General features: G+C 72.4%; 10 protein-coding genes. 5 read left to right on the top strand and 5 right to left on the bottom strand.

The window, feature by feature from the left end:
* Positions 1 to 39 precede the first annotated feature (39 nt).
* The 3 genes from E1211_RS12480 to E1211_RS12490 all read left to right on the top strand — a co-directional run bounded on the left by E1211_RS12480 (position 40) and on the right by E1211_RS12490 (position 3,496).
* Positions 40 to 699, top strand: a complete 660-nt coding sequence (locus E1211_RS12480; protein ID WP_207915349.1) for a spermidine synthase — start codon at positions 40 to 42, stop codon at positions 697 to 699.
* Between the two features lie 140 nt (positions 700 to 839).
* A complete protein-coding gene (locus tag E1211_RS12485) occupies positions 840 to 1,328 on the top strand; it encodes a DUF2231 domain-containing protein (protein ID WP_132348628.1) in 489 nt (162 codons plus the stop codon).
* Positions 1,329 to 1,480: 152 nt separating this feature from the next.
* Entirely contained in the window at positions 1,481 to 3,496 is a 2,016-nt protein-coding gene (locus E1211_RS12490; RefSeq protein ID WP_132348630.1) for an LVIVD repeat-containing protein, read from the top strand.
* 262 nt (positions 3,497 to 3,758) lie between these two features.
* On the opposite strand, the gene E1211_RS12495 is transcribed toward E1211_RS12490, so the two are convergent.
* Entirely contained in the window at positions 3,759 to 4,442 is a 684-nt protein-coding gene (locus E1211_RS12495; protein WP_132348632.1) for a DUF305 domain-containing protein, read from the bottom strand.
* Between the two features lie 153 nt (positions 4,443 to 4,595).
* On the opposite strand from E1211_RS12495, the gene E1211_RS12500 reads away from it, so the two are divergent.
* Positions 4,596 to 5,561: a LuxR family transcriptional regulator gene (locus E1211_RS12500; RefSeq protein ID WP_165947243.1), complete on the top strand. Its 966-nt coding sequence runs from the start codon at positions 4,596 to 4,598 to the stop codon at positions 5,559 to 5,561.
* A 93-nt stretch (positions 5,562 to 5,654) separates the two neighbouring features.
* Here the strand turns inward: E1211_RS12500 and E1211_RS12505 are convergent, their stop codons facing one another.
* Positions 5,655 to 9,518 (bottom strand): S8 family serine peptidase, encoded by a 3,864-nt coding sequence (locus E1211_RS12505; RefSeq protein WP_132348636.1) that lies wholly within the window; start codon positions 9,516 to 9,518, stop codon positions 5,655 to 5,657.
* Between the two features lie 392 nt (positions 9,519 to 9,910).
* Here E1211_RS12505 and E1211_RS12510 point away from each other — a divergent pair, with 392 nt between their 5' ends.
* On the top strand, positions 9,911 to 14,269 hold the full coding sequence (locus E1211_RS12510) for an ExeM/NucH family extracellular endonuclease (RefSeq protein WP_243709514.1): 4,359 nt from the start codon (positions 9,911 to 9,913) through the stop codon (positions 14,267 to 14,269).
* Positions 14,270 to 14,339: 70 nt separating this feature from the next.
* Here E1211_RS12510 and E1211_RS12515 read toward each other — a convergent pair whose 3' ends face one another.
* From E1211_RS12515 to E1211_RS12525, 3 genes are all read right to left on the bottom strand, one after another.
* Positions 14,340 to 14,600, bottom strand: a complete 261-nt coding sequence (locus tag E1211_RS12515) for a zf-HC2 domain-containing protein (RefSeq protein ID WP_132348638.1) — start codon at positions 14,598 to 14,600, stop codon at positions 14,340 to 14,342.
* 135 nt (positions 14,601 to 14,735) lie between these two features.
* Positions 14,736 to 15,224, bottom strand: coding sequence for a sigma-70 family RNA polymerase sigma factor (locus tag E1211_RS12520; protein WP_120675288.1), 489 nt, complete (start codon positions 15,222 to 15,224; stop codon positions 14,736 to 14,738).
* A 266-nt stretch (positions 15,225 to 15,490) separates the two neighbouring features.
* Positions 15,491 to 17,477, bottom strand: a 1,987-nt coding sequence (locus E1211_RS12525) for an AAA family ATPase (RefSeq protein WP_132348640.1), incomplete at its 5' end; no start/stop codon positions are given.

Here is a 17,477-nt window from a genome sequence, read left to right on the forward strand (position 1 = left end):
ATCACCGGCGCGCCCTGCCCGGTGGCATAGATTGGCCGGGTGAACGAGGCGGTTTCGGTGGTCGAACGGGTCATGACCGACCGCGGCGAGCTGGTGCTCCGGCGGCACGCCGAGCACCTGGAGATCATCAGCAACGGGGTGTTCCTGATGGACACCCGGGCCGGCGCATCGGAACGGCTCCTCGTCCGGGAGTCGCTGAGGTCGATGCCGATCGGTGGCCGGATCCTGATCGGCGGTCTCGGGGTGGGCTTCTCCCTGGCCGAAGCCGTGGCCTCCCCGGTGCCGGCGGAGATCGTGGTCGTCGAGATCGAGCCGGCGATCGTCGACTGGCACCGGCACACCCTGGCCGCCTTCAGCGAGCACGCGCTCGACGACGCCCGAGTCCGGATCGTCACCGACGACATCGTGCGCTGGTTGAGCACGACCGACGAGGTCTTCGACGCCATCTGCCTCGACGTCGACAACGGTCCGGACTGGACGGTCTTCCACCACAACGCCGCGCTCTACGACGACGACGGGCTGACGCTGCTGCGCGAACGGCTCACCGACTCCGGCGTGCTGGCGGCCTGGAGCGCCGCCGCCGCACCGGCGTACGCCGCCCGGCTGGCCGCGACGATCGGGCCGGTCACCACGCACCGCGTCGAGGTGCCGCGCGGCGAGCCGGACGTGGTCTACCTGGCGCGGCGCGACGGCCGGTGACCCGACCGGCGGCCCCGCGGGGCGCGGACGACCGCGCGCACCGGCCGCCGTCGCCGCAGGGATGACAGGGGTGCTCGCGCACCGATAGCGTTCGCTGCCGGTACGCGGCCGATCCTCCCCCTCATCCACAGGAGAGCCCGATGTTCGAGGAGTTCATGGGCATTCCCGCCCACCCGCTCGTGCTGCACGCCGCCGTCGTCTTCGTGCCGCTGCTGGCGTTGCTGAGCGTCGGCTACGCCTTCGTCCCCGTGATCCGCCCGCACACCCGCTGGGTGTTGGGGCTGCTCGCCGTCGGCGCGCCGGCCTCCGCCCTGCTCTCGAAGCTCTCCGGCGACGCCTTCCTCGCCCGGCTGCGCGGCGCGAACCAGGTCAGCCCCGAGTACCTGCCGAAGCTCTCGGCCCACCAGGATCTGGGCAACCTGACCCTGTACGCGACGATCGCGGCGGCGGTGGTGGCGCTGGCCCTGGTCCGGCTCGTCGCCCCCGCGGGAAGTCCGGCCGCGGCGGCGAACCGACCGGCCGTGGCCTGGGCCCTGCGGGTGTTGTCGCTGCTGACGTCCGGCGCCGCCCTGTACTACGTGATCCGCACCGGCGATTCGGGGGCGAAGGCGGTCTGGACCGGCCTGTGATCCCGAGCTTCGGGAATTGTGGCAATTTCGCGTCCTCCGCAAATATTTACATGATCCAAACTGACCGGTAGGCGGTACGGTCCTTACTTACCGCGGTGTACACGCATGTCGATGCGCGTGACCAGGAGGGACACCGCGGCTGGAGGAGACGCATGACGCAAACCCAACGCAACACAGGCAGGAGACGCCGTCTCGTCGGCGCCGCGGCAACCGCCGCTCTCCTCGTGGCCCTGCTACCCGGCACGGCGTCGGGACAGGAGTCCGAACCGGACCCGCGGATCGGGCTCGGTGCGGGCTGGCTGGACGCGCAGAGCGCGATCAGCGACCTCGAACTGCTGGCCCACCGCGACAAGCCGGCCGGCTTCGTCAACCCCGCGAATCCGGGCGACTTCGGCTTCGTCGCCTCGGATCTCGCCTTCGGCGGCAACCACGCCTTCCAGGGCAACTACAACGGTTTCAACGTCTACGACATCTCGCAGCCGGCCAACCCCACGCTGGTCAGCAGCGTGGTGTGTCCGGGCGGGCAGGGCGACGTGTCGGTCCACGGCAACCTGCTCTTCATGTCGGTCGAGGAGACCCGCGGCCGGCTGGACTGCGGCACCGACCCCACCGTCGGCACCCGCTTCCAGGGCGTCCGCGTCTTCGACGTCAGCGACGTGACCAACCCGGTGCAGGTCGCCGCCGTGCAGACCTGCCGTGGCTCGCACACCCACACCCTGGTCACCGACCCGGACGACAGCGCGAACGTCTACGTCTACGTCTCCGGCACGGCGGGTGTCCGTCCGGCGAGCACGATGGCCGGCTGCAACAACACGCCCGCCGCGGGTGCGGACCCGGCACGGTGGCGCATCGACGTCATCAAGGTTCCGGTCAACGCTCCGGAGCAGGCGGCCGTCGTCAACAACCCGCGCCTCTTCGCCGACCCGCAGACCGGCGCGGTCGACGGCCTGCAGAACACCCCGCCCACCACGACCCACCCGTCGGGCAGCCCGTGGGGGCCCTCACCGGTCACCGACGCCTGCCACGACATCACGGCGTACCCGGCGCTCGGGCTCGCCGCCGGTGCGTGCGAGGGCAACGGCATCCTGATCGACATCTCCGACCCGGCGAACCCGGTGCGGATCGACGAGGTGTCCGACCCGAACTTCGCGTACTGGCACTCGGCGACGATCAGCAACGACGGCAAGAAGGTCGTCTTCACCGACGAGTGGGGCGGCGGCACCGGGCCCCGGTGCCGGGACACCGACCAGCCGCAGTGGGGCGCGAACGCCATCTTCGACATCGTGGATCGGAAGCTGGAGTTCGCCAGCTACTACAAGCTGCCCGTCCCGCAGACGCTCCAGGAGAACTGCGTCGCGCACAACGGTTCGCTGATCCCGGTGCCGGGTCGGGACATCCTCGTCCAGGCGTGGTACCAGGGCGGCATCTCGCTGATGGACTTCACCGACTCGGCCCACCCGCGGGAGATCGCCTACTTCGACCGTGGCCCGATCAACGCCGCCACCAACGTGCTGGGCGGCTTCTGGTCGGCGTACTGGTACAACGGTGAGATCTACGGCAGCGAGATCGCCCGCGGCTTCGACGTACTCGGGCTGCGTCCCAGCGAGCACCTGACCGCGGCGGAGATCGCGGCGGCCCGCGAGGTGCAGATGCCGGAGTTCAACGCCCAGCACCAGACGAAGGTCGGCTGGACGCCGAGCTTCTCCGTGGCTCGGGCCCGCTTCGACCAGCTGGCCAGGACGTGCACCACCACGATCGACGAGCGGCACAACGGGCCGCTGACGGTCTCGGGGGTCACCTGCCTCTCCGGCGCGACGGTCAACGGGCCGGTCACCGTCCGTCCGGGCGCCTCGCTGCTCGCGTTCGACTCGTCGATCGCCGGGCCGGTGTCGGCGTCGAACGCGGCCGCCGTGCACCTCTACGAGAGCACGGTCCGCGGCCCGGTCAGCATCACCGGCACGCGGGGCAGCACCGCGATCGTGGGGAGCGAGATCCACGGTCCGGCCGTGCTGACCGGCAACCGTACGGGCTCGGTCGAGCCGATCATCGCCGACAGCACGGTGCGCGGCCCGCTCGCGTGCACCGGCAACGCGCCGGCGCCGATCAACCTCGACGCCGCCAACCGGGTGTCGGGGCCGACCAGCGGCCAGTGCGCCAGCCTCGACTGACGTACGCGGCGGTTCGATGAGGGCCGCGTCCCGCCTCGGCGGGGCGCGGCTCTCACCGTCCCCGGGCCGCTGCGGTGACGGGCCGGCGCGCGCCTCGACCGCGCCGCCCTCACCGGACCGCTGTGTGGCGGGCCGAGCGCTCGGCTCGACCGCACGGCACTCACCGGACCACTGCCGTGACGGGCCGGCGCGCGGCTCGGCCGCCGGCCCTCGGGCGACGGCGGCGGAGCGCGACGACGTGGTCGGCGGCAGCTGGGCCGCGTCAGCCGGCGAGCCGGGCCTGCAGCTCCCGCATGCTGCGGATCTCGATGCCCTGGTCGGCGTTGACCTCCCGGGCGAACCGGTCGCTCGCCGGCTCGAGCCCGCCGCCGGCCGCGTAGAGCTGCTGCACCATGGTGAGCGCGCCCTCGTGGTGCCGGATCATGAAGTCGAGGAAGAGCCGGTCGAACTGCTCGCCTCGGGCCTTCGCCAGCTGCGCCAGCTGCTCCGGTGTGAGCATGCCCGGCATCACGGCGTCGTGCTCGGCGTGGTGCTCGTGCGGGCCCGGGAGCTGCTCGCCGCGGTCGGTGAGCCACTGCTGCATCTGCGCGATCTCGTCGCGCTGCGACGTCTCGATCCGCTTGGCGATCAGCGACACGTCCTTGCTCGCCGCGCGCTCCGCGACGAGCCCGGTCATGTCCAGCGCCTGCACGTGGTGCGCGATCATCCGCTGCATGAACTGGGTGTCGGCCGCGGTGTGCTTCGGCGGCGCGGGCAGCTGGGACTGCTCGGCCGGCGAGAGGGCGCGACCGCTCTGACCGGGTGCGCCGGGCTGGACGACCCGGGGCGCGGCGACCGGCCCCGCCGGGGTGTCGTCGGTGAGCTGGGCCGCGGCGAAGGCCGCCCCGCCGAGGAGGACGGCGGCGGCCACGGCGGCGATGACGATACGGCGACGAGACGAGAACACGATTCGATCACCGTAGCGGAATTCGGCCCGTCCGACGAGAGGCCGGACGGGTGGGCTGCTCAGCACCCCTTGACGCTCCTGATGGGAACGCTCCAAGATCAACGCAGCGCCCCACGTCACCGGTGGGGCCGACCGAGTCGGGTGTGGTGGACAGTGCTGAGCGCGTTCGGTCTGACCGAGCTGGAAGAGAAGATCTACCTGGCGCTGGTCGGCGGGCGCCCGGGCACCGCGACCGAGCTCGCGCAGCGCTTCGCCGCCGACTCCGGCGAGGTCGTCGCGGCGCTCGACGCGCTCACCCGCCACGGCCTCGTCCGGTTGGTCGGCGACCAGGCCGCCGCGACGTCACCCGACCTGGCCATCGACTCCCTGCTGACCCAGCGCATCCGCGAGCTCCAGGAGGCGCGGATCGACCTGCGGGAGTGGCTACGGCAGCAGCGCACGGCGGACCCGGCGGACCCGGGCGTGCAGATGGTCGTCGGGGTGAGTGCGATCCTGCAGACCTTCGACCAGTTCCTGCGCGGCGCCGAGGAGGAGGTGCTCGGCTTCGAACGTCCCCCGTACGCGGCCGACTTCTCCGACAACCCGGCGGAGCTGGAACTGCTGGGTCGGGGCGTACGCTTCCGCGTCGTCTACGACCGGCGCGGGCTGGAACGGCCGGGCGCCTCCACCCACATCGGCCGGTTCATCGCCGCCGGCGAGCAGGCCCGGGTCGCCACGGACGTCCCGGCGAAGCTCGCCGTGGCCGACCGCCGGATGGGGCTGCTCTCCTTCCCGTCCCGGGACGACACGGTCGAACCGTGGGCGCTGGTGGTGCGCGGCGCCACCTGGGTCGAGGTGCTGGTGGCGCTCTTCACCGAGATCTGGGAGCGGGCCACGCCGCTGCGTCTCGCCCCGGCCACCACCGTGCTCGACGACGCGGACCGCTGGACGGTGCCGACGCCGACCGACCGGCAGATCCTCTCCCTGCTGATGACCGGGCTACCGGACAAGGCGGTCGCCTCCCAGCTGGGCATCTCGCTGCGTACCGTGCAGCGGCGGCTGCGGCAGCTGATGGACGTCAGCGGCAGCGCCACCCGGATGCAGCTCGGCTGGTTCGTCGCCCGGAACAACTGGCTCTGAGCCGGCGAACCGTCCCGCCGAGTCACGGCGGGACGGTTCGCGACGGCCCGGAGCGGGCCCCGCCGGGCGGCGAGCGTCGGCGGGGCCCGACGGTCACCCGGTGACAGTCACCGAGACGGTGACCGGGGTCGACGCCCCCTTCGCACCGTTGTTGGTCACCAGCAGCGTGGCGACGTACGTCCCCGGGGCCAGGCCGGTGGTGTCGACCGTGACGGTCAACGCGGCCCGCTCTCCCGACGCCACCTCGCCGGAGGTCCCGGCCGACAGCCACGGCACGTCGCTGTAACCGGGCAGCGACCCGTCCACGTGGTAGACCTTGCTGGCGAACGGCTGGTTCCGGAAGGCCACCGCCCAGAGGTTGCCCTGCTCGTCGAGTTCGAGCCCGGCGCCGCTGAGCGGGTTCGGGTCGGGGTCGGGCACCGAGGCGAGCGCCCGGCAGGTCTCCGGCTCCATCGCCCAGATCGACTCGTCGCGATCCTGGTTGATGCCCCACAACACGTCGTGCTCCTCGTTGAGGGCGAGCCCGGTCATCCACGGCACCGGCGGGGTGCACTCCCCCAGCACCGCACCGGGCTGCGGGTGGGACAGCCCGGCGAGGTGCCGGATCACCCCGTCGCCGCTGAGGTAGAAGGTGTCGTCCGAGGCGCGGTAGGCCAGCCCGTAGTAGAGCTTGCCCGCCCACGGACCGGTGATCGTCTCCTTGACCTCCAGCGTGTCCGGGTCGAAGCAGACGATCGGCAGCTCGCCGATGAACGACATCTTCGGCGCGCACATGAGGTCCCGGCCGGGCACGTACGCCATGTCCGACGGCCAACCGCCGATGTCGAGCACACCCTTGCCGAGCGACGTGCCGTCCACGGAGAAGCGTTGCAGCTGCCCGAAGAGGTATGAGTTCGACACGATCAGCTCGCCGTTGCGGTAGCCGACGCCGAACGCGTAGTAGAAGTCCTTCACGGCGAAGGAGCCGAGCACCTTACCGGGCACACCGGCCGGCGGGGTCGGCGAGTCGATCTCCCGGGCCAGCCAGGTGGCCGGCAGGTCGCCCCGGTTGGTGAGGGTCACCGTCGCGGTCCGGGTCTGGCCGGCCCGCGCGCTCACCGACACCTTGTTCTTGTTCGCGACCAGCAGCGGCGTACGCAGTGCGACGTCGTGCGTGACCACCCTGGTCCCGACCACGGTCACCGTGGCCGGCGGCAGGTCGTAGCCGGGCTGCAACGCGGCCACGGTGACCGGCCCGGCCGGCGCCTCCAGCTGGTAGAAGCCGTCCGCGTCGGTGGTCGCGGTGATCGGCTGCCGGGCCTGCGACGACTCGAGCCGTACGGTCGCGCCCGCCAGGGGCTGACGGTCGTTCGCGTCGCGGACCGTGCCGCGCAGCAGACCCCGGCCCGGCACCGTGAACGTGATCGCGGTCTCCCCGTCGAGCACCGCCTCGTCCCGCGAGTACGTCAACGCGGTGGTGCCGCTGGCGTCCTCGATGCCGACCGTCGCCGAGCCGCCGGCGGCGGCCGAACCGGCGCCGAGCTTGCGGTAGCGGATGGCGACGGTGCCGTTCTCGCCGAGCCGCACCTGGACGTCGACCCGGGTCTTCGGGTCGCTCTTCAGCGCGGCTCGGGTCCAGCTCACCAGGAGCTGCCGGTTCGTCCCCGCCCCGGTGGCCTTGGTGCGCACGGTCGAGGCGTGGTCCAGGACCAGGTCGTCCCAGAAGGCGTAGACGGCCGGCGCCGACACCGCCGGGGCAGGCAGCGGGCCGTTGGCGCCGACGGAGACGACGGCGTCCGCGCCGAAGGTCAGGTACCCGTCGGTGTGCACGGCGATCCGGTCGTACGTGGTGCCGTAGAAGGTCATCGGGAACGGCAGGTCGAGAGCCTTGCTCGCGGTGTCACCGGTGAGGGCGAGCACCCTGCCGCCGTTCTCCCACCCGGCCGCGGCGACGCCGGCGGTGTAGCCGTGCCTGTCGGTCTTGGCGGCGAGCGCCACGTCCACGGTCTCCGGCCCGTCCACGGTCAGCGCGACCGTCTCCGGCGCCAGCCAGCGACCGTACTCGACCAGCAGGTCGTAGTCGGCCTCGGGCAGCGTCCCCGAGTAACGTCCCTTGGCGTCGGTGACGAAGCCGGGGAACGACTCGTCGGCGAGCGTCAACCGGGCGCCGGCGACCGGCTTGCCGTTCGGGTCGGTGACCCGGCCTCCCACCGGCTGCCACGGGGCGACCGCGGAGAGATCCAGGGTCAGGTTGACCGTGCCGCTCTGCGACACGGTGATCGTCCGCCGCTGGGTCCGCTGCCCGAAGTAGGTCGCGGTCAGCGTGTACTCCCCGGCCGGGACCCGGCCCAGCTGGACCGTGCCGTGGGCGTCGGTGCGGGCGGTCCGGGTGACCAGGTCGGAGGTGAGGGTGACCCGCGACCCGGCCAGCGGGTGACCGTCGCGCTCCGTGTGCACCACGACGCCCCCGAGCTGCGCCGTCGAGGCCTGGGTCACCAGGTCGTACGCGTCCAGTCGGCCCTCGCCGTAGACGTTGTTGTCGGCCGGCGTGCCGCCGCACTGCGCGTCGTCGACGTCGTGCGCGGTGCGGTCCAGCAGTTCCCGGGTGGTCGCCACGTCCCGGCGCAGGTTCGGCACCGCCGACCAGGCCAGCGCGACCGCGCCCGCGACGTGCGGGGCGGCCATCGAGGTGCCGTCCATGTAGCCGTACTCGCCGCCGGGCAGGGTGGAGAGGATCTGCGCGCCGGGGGCCGTGATGTCCGGCCGCACCGCACCGTCCCGCCCCGGACCGCGGCTGGAGAAGGCGGTGATCCGGCCGTCCGGGCCGGTCGCGCCGACCGCGTACGTGCGCGGGTTGGTGGCGGGGTGCCCCGCCGAGCCGCACGGTTCCGGCGCCTGCTCCGCCTCGTTGCCGACGGCGAAGACCGGGAAGATGCCGGCGGCCACCCAGGAGTCGACGATGGCGTCGTACATGTGCGGATCGCCGCCGGTGCCGCCCCAGGAGTTGTTCACGATGTCCGGCGACAGCTCCGGACGCGGGTTCTCGCCGTTGCGGTCGGTCGGCGCGAGCATCCACTGCCCGGCCGCCAGCAGCGACGCGTCGGTGCAGTAGGTGAGCTCGCAGCCCTTCGCCGCGATCCACGTCGCGCCCGGGGCGACCCCGGTGACGTGCCCGGCGCCGTCGTCGCCGACCATCGAGCCGACCGTGTGCGTGCCGTGCCCGGCGTTGTCGCAGGGCTCCTCGGACATGCAGAACCCGGTCGGGTCGTACCAGTTGTAGTCGTGGGTGAAGGTGCCGTCGTCGTTGTTGCCCCGGTACTGCCGCACCAGCGACGGGTGGTCGTACTGCACGCCGGAGTCGACGCTGCCGACGACGACGCCCTGGCCCCGGGTGCCGTACTCCTGCCACACCTTGTCGGCGCCGACCGCGCCGAGGTTCCACAGCAGGGGTGTGTCGGCGTCCGCGCCGGCGGTCCGTACCGGCTCCTCCAGCGTCGTCACACCGACCGCGGTGATCCGGGCGACCTCGGGTCGGCCGGCCAGCTCGGTGAGCAGGTCCAGGTCGCCGGTCACCTCGATGACGTTCGCGATCCAGAACGGGGTGAAGTCCGCCTGCCGGTCCCGCAGCAGCGTGCGCAGGCCGCGTTGGGTCTGCTCCGCGTGCGCGACCTTGGTCTGGTAGACCCGGGTCGTGCGGGCGACGCGGCCGGCCCGGCCGCCGGCGGCGCGCTCGACCCGGTCGAGTTCCGCCGCGTCCAGCTCGGCCTCCTGGGCCAGGTCGACCAGGAAGGTGGGGCTGGTGCCGCCGCGCGCCGCGGCGAGCACCTGCGGGTCCACCTTCCGCAGCGGCTCCACCGCACCGCCCGCGGGCGTCGTCGGCGACGCGGCGACGGCGCCGGTGGGCAGTGCGAGCAACGCCGCCAGCGCCGCGGCTGCCGCGGCCGTCGCACGGCGCGTCCCGTATCTGGATCTGCGCATGAATTCCCTCCTCCGGGCGGCCACCGGGGTAAGCCGCGCCGTCGGAGATTCTGGGGCGACGGACGGCCCGGCGGGTCGCATGATCACTGGCGGAGCCCGGACATGGCGGAACTCCGCCACCCCCGGTTGGCCACGTCGACACCACCGCGTCACCTCGGCGTGTCCACTCCCGTCAGTCGCCGTCCGGCGTCCGGCGACCACGGGTCAGGGCAACAGCGGTCCGTACGCTGTGCGACTCACCACGATCGGCTGCCGGCGGTCACCCGTCGCGCGCAGCTCACCACGGGTGGCCAGGCGGTTTCGTACATCTGGCGGCTCCCGCGCGGACACCCGTTGCCCATATCCTCCGACGGTCTACTCCCATCGGAGGCCCGAGTTTCATGTACAGGCACGTGACCAGACGACCACTGGGCGCGGTGGGCGTGCTGCTCGCCACCAGCGCACTGACCCTGGCCAGCAGTACGACCGCCCTCGCCGCGCCGGCGGTGACCGCGCCGTTCGTCAGTGAGATCCACTACGACAACGCCGGCACCGACACCGGCGAGGCGATCGAGATCCAGGCGCCGGTCGGCTACGACCTGACCGGCTGGCAGATCGTCCTCTACAACGGCGCCAACAACGCGGTCTACCACACCCGGACCCTCAGCGGTACGGTGCCGGCCGCGGGCGTGGTCGTCGCGTCGTACCCGGTCGACGGGATTCAGAACGGTTCGCCCGACGGCGTCGCGCTCGTCGCGCCGGACGGCGCGGTCGCCGAGTTCCTCACCTACGAGGGCACCATGACCGCGGCCGGCGGCCCGGCGAACGGGCGCACCGGCGTCGACATCGGCGTCGCGGAGACCTCGACCACCCCGGCCGGGCACTCGCTGCAGAAGATCGACGGGACGTGGCGGGACGCCGCGCCGCACAGCTTCGGCGAGCTGAACAGCGCCGGCGGTGGCGACGACGACCCCGAGCCGCCCGTGGGCTGCACCGTCACCGTCGACCACACCATCGCCGAGGTGCAGGGCACCGGCGGCGCCACCCCGCTGGCGGGCACCCGGGTCACCGTCGAGGGTGTGGTCACCGCCGACCACCGCACCGGTGGCTACAACGGCGTCTACGTGCAGAGCGCCGGTACCGGCGGGGACCGCCCGGTCGCGGCCGGCACCGCCTCGGACGGCGTCTTCGTCTACCTGACGACGAACACCGCCAACCACCCGTCGGTGGCGATCGGCGACCGGGTCCGGGTGAGCGGCACCCCGAGCGAGTACAACGGTCTCACCCAGGTCACCATCGGCGCCAAGGCCGACGTGCAGGTCTGCGCGCACGACGCGCCGCTGCCCGCGCCCGTGCCGGTCGGCCTGCCGCTCGACGACGCCGCCCGCGAGTCGGTCGAGTCGATGCTGGTCGCGCCGGTCGGCGCGTACACCGTCTCCGAGGTCTACAACACCAACCGGTACGGCGAGGTCGTGCTCGCCGCCGGCGACCGCCCCGCCGCGAACCCGACCGACCTGGCTCGTCCCGGCTCGGACGAGGCGCGCCAGGTGGCGACCGCCAACGAGCGCGGTCGGATCCTGGTCGACGACGGCCGCACCACCAACCTCTCCACCGGCGGTCTGCTGCCCCCGTACCTGTCGAAGGAGAGCCCCCTGCGGGTCGGCGACTCGGTGGAGGCGTTCGGGCCGTCGGTCCTGTCGTACGGCTTCGACGAGTGGCGGCTGCAGCCGACGCTGCCGGTGAGCGCGGAGACCGTCGCGCCCGCCCTGACCACCTTCAAGGCCACCAACCCGCGGACCGCCGCACCGGTGAACGTCGGCGGTGACCTCCGGGTGGCGAGCTTCAACGTGCTGAACTACTTCGTCCACTTCGGCGGAGACGCCCGGGGCGCGGCCGACGAGGCGGCGCTCGGCCGCCAGGAGGCGAAGATCGTCTCCGCGATCAGCGCCCTCGGCGCCGACGTGGTCGCCCTCGAGGAGATCGAGAACTCGGTCCGCTTCAACCCGGAGGACCCGCAGCAGGCGCTCAAGCGGCTGGTCGCCGCGCTGAACGCCAAGGACGGCGCGGGCACCTGGGACTACGTCCGCAGCCCCGCCGAGCTGCCCGCCCCGGCGGCGCAGGACTTCATCACCACGGCGATCATCTTCAAGCTGGCGAAGGCGCGGCCGAAGGGCCCGGCCCGCTCGGTGAACGACGAGAGCGTCTGGTTCAACGCCCGCGAGCCGATCGCGCAGGCGTTCACCGCGGGCACTGTGTCGTTCATCGTGGTCGCCAACCACCTCAAGTCCAAGAGCGGCACGGGCACCGGCGACAACGCCGACACCGGTGACGGCCAGGGCTCCTGGAACGGCGACCGGGTCCGGCAGGCGCGCGCGCTGGCCGCGTTCGTCGACCGGGTGAAGGCCGACAGCGGCACCGAGGACGTGCTGCTGCTGGGCGACTTCAACGCGTACACCCACGAGGACCCGATGCAGGTCCTCTACGGGGAGCAGTACCGGGACCTGAACGACACGGGCAAGGCCACCTACGTCTTCGGCGGCGAGTCCGGCTCCCTGGACCACGCCCTCGCCTCGCCGTCCCTGGCGGCCCGGGTCACCGGGGTCGACGTGTGGCAGATCAACGCGGTCGAGTCGTTCGCGTTCCAGTACGACGGACTGCCCGCCTTCTACGAGCCGAGCCCGTACCGGGCCAGCGACCACAACCCGCTCGTGGTGGGCATCAGCACCGGCGCGAAGCCGGTGGACCTGCAACTGCTGACCGTCAACGACTTCCACGGCCGGCTGGAGTCCCCGGCCACCGTGGACGGCCAGCCGGTCGGTGGTGCTGCCCAGCTCGCCGGGCTGCTGGGCCAGCTGCGCGCGCAGAACCCGAACACCGCGTTCGTCTCCGCGGGTGACAACATCGGCGCCTCCACCTTCGTCTCGGCGATCGACGGGGACAATCCGACTATCGACGCGCTGAACCAGATGGGCCTCGCCGCCTCGGCGGTGGGCAACCACGAGTTCGACAAGGGCGTCGCCGACCTCACCGGCCGGGTGTCCGACCGCGCCGACTTCCCCTACCTGGGCGCCAACGTGTACCGCGGCGACGCCCGGGAGTTGCCCGCGTACTCGGTGAGCACGGTGGGCGGGGTACGGGTCGGCTTCGTCGGCGTGGTCACGAAGCAGACCGCGTCGCTGGTCAGCCCGGGCGGTATCGCCGGGCTCACCTTCCGCGACCCGGTCGCCGAGGCCAACCTGGTCGCCGGCCAGCTCAAGGACGGCAACCCGGACAACGGCGAGGCCGACGTGGTGGTGCTGCTCGCGCACGAGGGCGCCGCGACGGAGCACATCGACTCCGCCGAGGCGCTCGCCGCCGACCCGGTCTTCGGCCCGTTCACCCGGGTCGACGCCACCATCGACGCGATCATCAGCGGTCACACCCATCAGCCGTACGCCTTCGAGCTCCCCGTCCCCGGCACCGACCGGCTGCGCCCGGTGCTGCAGGCCGAGGACTACGGCAAGCGGCTGGGCAAGGTGACGCTGACGTACGACCCGGAGGCGGGTCGGGTCACCAACGCCGACGCGACGCTGGTGGACGTGGTCGGCGCGCCGCAGGACCCGACGGTGGCCGGCATCGTGGCGACCGCCAAGGAGAAGGCCGCCGAGCTGGGCAAGGAGCGGCTGGGATCGATCACCGCGGACGTGAAGCGGGCCTACACCGACGGCAACGAGGACCGAGGCAAGGAGTCGGCGCTCGGTAACCTCATCGCCGACGTGCAGCTCGCCGGCACGAAGGACGCCGGTCGGGGCGGAGCGCAGATCGCGTTCATGAACCCGGGCGGGCTCCGGGCCGACCTGCTCTACCGCACCGACGGCACGGTGACGTACGCCGACGCCTTCGCCGTCCAGCCGTTCGCCAACGACGTGGTCACCAAGAGCTACACCGGTGCCCAGATCAAGCAGGTGCTGGAGGAGCAGTGGCAGCCCGACGGCGCGTCGCGTCCGGTGCTGTGGCTGGGCGTCTCGAAGGGGTTCAGCTACACCTACAACCCGGAGGCGCCGAAGGGCTCCCGGATCACCTCGATGAAGCTGAACGGCACGCCCCTCGACCCGTCGGGCAGTTACCGCGTCACGGTGAACTCGTTCCTCGCCACGGGCGGTGACAACTTCGGCACCCTCGCGGACGGAACGGAGCCGGCGACCACCGGTGACAACGACCTCACCATGCTGGTCGACTACTTCGCGGCGAACTCGCCGGTCACCGCGGACACCGCGCCGCGGTCGACGGTCGGTCAGGGCGGCCCGCAGTGCACCACGACGATCACCGGCCGGTACACCAAGCCGCTGGTCGTCAGCGCGGGCCTGACCTGCCTGGAGAACGCCACCGTCGCGGGGCCGGTCACGGTCCACCCGGGCGCCTCGCTCACGGTCACCGGCGGCACCGTCAACGGTCCGATCTCCGCCACCCGTCCGGTGCTGTTCGAGCTCTCCCGCGCGACCGTGGCCGGTCCGGTGACGGTCTCCGGCGCGACCGGCGGGCTGAAGATCGGCACGGGCAAGGTGAACGGTCCGCTCTCGCTCACCGGCAACACCGGTGGCGTGCGGATCGACTCGGTCGCGGTCGCCGGGCCGGTGACGGTGACCGGCAACTCCGGCAGCCAGCCGGTGGTGGTCGCGGCGAACACCGTCGGCGGCCCGCTGAGCTGCTCCGGAAACACCCCGGCGCCGGTGAACGAGAGCCGGCCCAACACGGTGAAGGGCCCGGCGACGGGCCAGTGCGCCCGGCTCTGACCGGACGCTGACCCCCGTCCGCGGCCGGATCCGGCCGCGGACGGGGGAACCCGGGCCACCGGTGGAGGAGTCAGTCGAGGCCGGTCGGGCCGGAGTCGGCTCCGCGCCGGACCGCCCGCGGGGCCGGGCCCGGCGGTTCGACAGTCTCGTCGGGGCCGAGCCCGGTCAGGGCGCTGACCGCCGGACCGAGCTCCTCGCACTCGACCTGGCAGCGGGCGCATTCGAGCAGGTGCCCCTCGAAGGCCAGCACGGTGTCCGGGCGGAGCGCACCCAGCAGGTACGCCCCGCAGTCGGCACACCCGCGGTGTGTGCCGTCGCCATCGTCGGTCATCAGCGCGCCAGCTCTTGTCGGTGACCCGGCCACCGTTCCGGCGCAGGTCAGGGCGATCCTCGGACTGGCAGCTACTGTATGACGGGGACGCCCGTCGGGGTCAGCACCCGCACATTCCGGCCTCGCCACGGATCGTCAATCCGCGTCGGTACGGCCGATGGCGGCCCGTAGTGCCCGTAAGGCGTAGTGCGCGCGCGACTTGACGGTCCCCTCCGGGATGCCGAGGCGGGCCGCCGCCTCGTCCGTCGATCGGCCGCGGTAGTACAGCTCGATGAGGACGGCCCGGTGAGCGGGCGTCAACTTCGGCAGGGCGCGGCGCACCGTCTGCACGGCCACCACGTCCTCGGTCACGTCGCCGCTCGCCGGGAGCCGGGTGAGGTCGTTCAGGCCCACCTCGGTGGGTCGGGCCTGCCGGGCCCGTGCCGCGTCGATGGCGATCCGCCGCGCGACGATGAAGAGCCACCGGCGAACCGACTCGCTGCTGTCGGGGAGGCGGTCGAGGTGCCGCCAGGCCTGCAGCATCGTCTCCTGGAGCAGGTCCTCCGCGAGCTGCCGCTCCCCCCAGCTCAACCGCAGCAGGAAACGGTAGAGCGGCTCGGCGTGCTCGGCGTGCACCTCGCGCATCCGGGCCTGTGCCCGTTCCTCGTCGCCCGGCCCTCCGTCACCGCCACCGGTGCCGGAAGGGGCCGTGCCGACGAGCTTGGCCGGCACCAACAACGAACTGCCTCCCCGGTTACCGTCACGCCCCGCTCCGGGACGGGGTTCGCCGGGTGCCGGCGAATCCACGCTGGAGCTTCGGTGAAGCATACGGGCAGGGTCAGGCCATTCAAGCGAAAGATTTACGAAATCATTACAAACGTCAGCAGGCGCGACACAACACTGAAAAGCATTCATGTTGTTGTGACGTCCTCGACCAACAACATCCGCAGCTGCTCCACGGTCGGGTCGGGCAGCGAACGGATCCGGCCGGCCTGCCGCGTGATCGCCTCGTCGAGCACCTGGCGCGCGTACCGGCCGTTACCGAAGGACCGGGTCCGGGGCACATGCTCGAAGTGCTCACGCAGCGCCGCCAACGTCTGCCCGGGACACTCGTACCCGCTCGCCGAGGCCAGGTTCTGGAAGATGGCGACCAGGTCGTTGGCGTCGTAGTTGGTGAAGTGGATCCGGCGCGAGAAGCGGGAGGCCAGGCCCGCGTTGGCGGCGAGGAACTCCTCGATCTCCTCCTCGTACCCGGCGGCGATCACGACCACCTCGTCGCGGTGGTCCTCCATCAGCTTGACCAACGTGTCGATCGCTTCCCGACCGAAGTCCTGCCGGGCGTCCGGCGGTGCCAACGTGTACGCCTCGTCGATGAAGAGCACCCCGCCCCGGGCCCGGTCGAACGCCTCCCGGGTGCGCTGCGCGGTGTGCCCGATGTACTCCCCCACCAGGTCCGCCCGGGCGACCTCCACCAGCTGCCCGCCGGCGAGCACACCCAGCGCGGTCAGCAACTCGCCGTAGAGCCGGGCGACAGTGGTCTTGCCCGTGCCGGGTGGCCCGGAGAAGACCAGGTGCCGGGAGACCGACGGCGCCGGCAGGCCCGCCCTGACCCGGGTCCGGATGGTGGCGAGGAGGTCGATCATGTCGGCCACCTCCCGCTTCACCCCGGAGAGCCCGATCATCGCGTTGAGCCGGCCGAGCAGCCGGCTGACCTCGTCGTCGCGGGCCACCCCGGCCTGCACCCCGGTCCCCGCCGGCGCGCCCAGGTCCTGCGGCAGCAGCTGCGCCAGCTCGACTCCGGACGGATCGCCGGCCTGGGAGAGCCGGTACGCCTGCCGCCCGATCATCTCCTCGAAGACCTTGCGGGCGACCCGGGCGTTGCCGAAGTTCGCGTCCCGGTTCATCCCGTCGAAGAGGTTGGCCAGCGCCACCCGGGTGTCGTACTCCAGGGAGTAGTGGTGGGTGCTGCAGAGCCGCTCGACGATGGTGACCAGCTCCTCCGTCGAGTAGCTCTCGAACTCCACGGTCTTGGAGAACCGCGAGGCCAGCCCGGGGTTGGCGTCCAGGAACTGGCGCATCTGCGCGGAGTACCCGGCGACGATGACCACCACCTCGTCCCGGTGGTCCTCCATCAGCTTGACCAGGGTGTCGATCGCCTCCCGGCCGAAGTCGTGGCCGCCGCCGCTCTCCACCGGGGCCAGCGCGTACGCCTCGTCGACGAAGAGCACCCCGCCGCGTGCCTCGTTGAACTTCTCGGTGGTCTTCACGGCCGTGCCACCGATGTGCTCGGCCACCAGGTCGGCCCGGGCGACCTCGACCAGCTGACCGGTCTTGAGCACGCCGAGCGCGGCGAGGATGCGCCCGTACAGCCGGGCAACAGTGGTCTTGCCGGTACCGGGCGCACCGGCGAAGACCATGTGCCGGGACATCGGCGGCGCCGGCAGACCGGCGGCGGCCCGGCGCTGGCTGATCCGGTGCAGCCCCACCAGCGTCGCGACCTCGTGCTTCACCCCGGCCAGCCCGACCAGCGCGTCCAACTCTGCGAGCAGCGGCGTCGCCGGATCGACCGGGGCGGCGGGCTGGGCGGTGTTCGCGGCCGGCGCGGGGGCGGCCGGGCTCGTGTCGCCGGTGGTGGCGGGTGTCGGCGGGACCAGGGTGGACGGCCGGGCCGGGGTCTCCTCGGGCCGGGCCGGCTCCCCGGCCGACGACGGCCGGGACGCCCGCGAATCGTCCACGTCGACCGCCCCCGGCACGGTCAGCCGGATCGGCTCACCGCCGTTGTTCACGAGAGTGCTGGTGCGCACCCGCACCGGCTCCACCGTCTCGACGAGCAGCCCGTCGCCGGCGTTCTCCAGCACCTCGCAGCCGTCGAGCTGACCGGAGGAGCCGGCCCCGAAC

Source organism: Micromonospora sp. 15K316 (assembly GCF_004348525.1).
Lineage (GTDB): Bacteria > Actinomycetota > Actinomycetes > Mycobacteriales > Micromonosporaceae > Micromonospora.

Coding starts and splice junctions, on each gene's coding strand:
- E1211_RS12520 (WP_120675288.1), bottom strand. CDS start 15,224: ATGCGCGAGGTGCACGCCGAGCACGCCGAGCCGCTCTACCGTTTCCTG.
- E1211_RS12490 (WP_132348630.1), top strand. CDS start 1,481: ATGACGCAAACCCAACGCAACACAGGCAGGAGACGCCGTCTCGTCGGC.
- E1211_RS12505 (WP_132348636.1), bottom strand. CDS start 9,518: ATGCGCAGATCCAGATACGGGACGCGCCGTGCGACGGCCGCGGCAGCC.
- E1211_RS12485 (WP_132348628.1), top strand. CDS start 840: ATGTTCGAGGAGTTCATGGGCATTCCCGCCCACCCGCTCGTGCTGCAC.
- E1211_RS12515 (WP_132348638.1), bottom strand. CDS start 14,600: ATGACCGACGATGGCGACGGCACACACCGCGGGTGTGCCGACTGCGGG.